Source organism: Bradyrhizobium sp. SHOUNA76, assembly GCF_023006445.1.
Lineage (GTDB): Bacteria > Pseudomonadota > Alphaproteobacteria > Rhizobiales > Xanthobacteraceae > Bradyrhizobium.
In genome coordinates, this window is the sequence record NZ_JALBHA010001060.1 from 1 (window position 1) to 675 (window position 675).

Consider the following 675-nt stretch of genomic DNA (forward strand, 5'->3'; position numbering starts at 1 on the left):
GCCAGCGCATCGATCGCGCCGCGCACCTCGTAGAGCTGGCGGATGCGTGACGGGTCGAGCTGGGTGACTTCAAAGCCGCGCTTGCCGCTCTCGGCGACTAGTCCCTGCCGGTGCAGCAGATGCAGCGCATGCGAGACAGGCTGGCGCGACACGCCGAGCTTGTCGGCCAGCTCGTTCTGCCGGATGCGCTGGCCGGGCTGCAGCGTGCGGTCGGATATCGCCTCCAGGATCCGCGCATAGACCTGGTCGATCAGGTTCGGGAGCGGGTCGAGAGGGATCACGCCGGCAGCTCCGAAAGATAGAGGGAATACGGAATTCCGTATTCGACGCTACGCTTCGCAAGGTGGAGCCGTCAAGTGGTATCGGAGGATGGCGCGATGTCTTCCCGTCAGGGTCTAGTAAGTCATTGATTTCACTAGACCTGACTACTGTGCATGGGGTTGTTTTCGCGATATCGAGTCCGGGCCTCACCCCTCCAGCACTTCCACCTCCAGCGCGGCGATCCGTTCCGCATCGGCCAGCGCCTCCATCTCGGCAATACGGTCGCCCCTGAACGTCACGCGCAGCGCGATGCGCAGCTGTCCGCCGAGGATGACGGCAACGCCGATTTCGCCATCGACCAACGCGGTCCGTGCGGCCCGGGCGCGGCCCTTGTAGAGCTGCGCCACCGCATCG

Annotated in this window: 1 protein-coding gene and 1 pseudogene; both read right to left on the reverse strand. The window is 64.7% G+C overall.

All coding sequences use genetic code 11. The features are described 5' to 3' along the window. Positions 1 to 281, reverse strand: a 281-nt coding sequence (locus MOV74_RS39695) for a GntR family transcriptional regulator (protein ID WP_246933060.1), incomplete at its 3' end; no start/stop codon positions are given. 186 nt (positions 282 to 467) lie between these two features. Beyond that, positions 468 to 675: pseudogene (locus tag MOV74_RS39700) on the reverse strand (RNA polymerase subunit sigma-70); the annotation flags it as partial.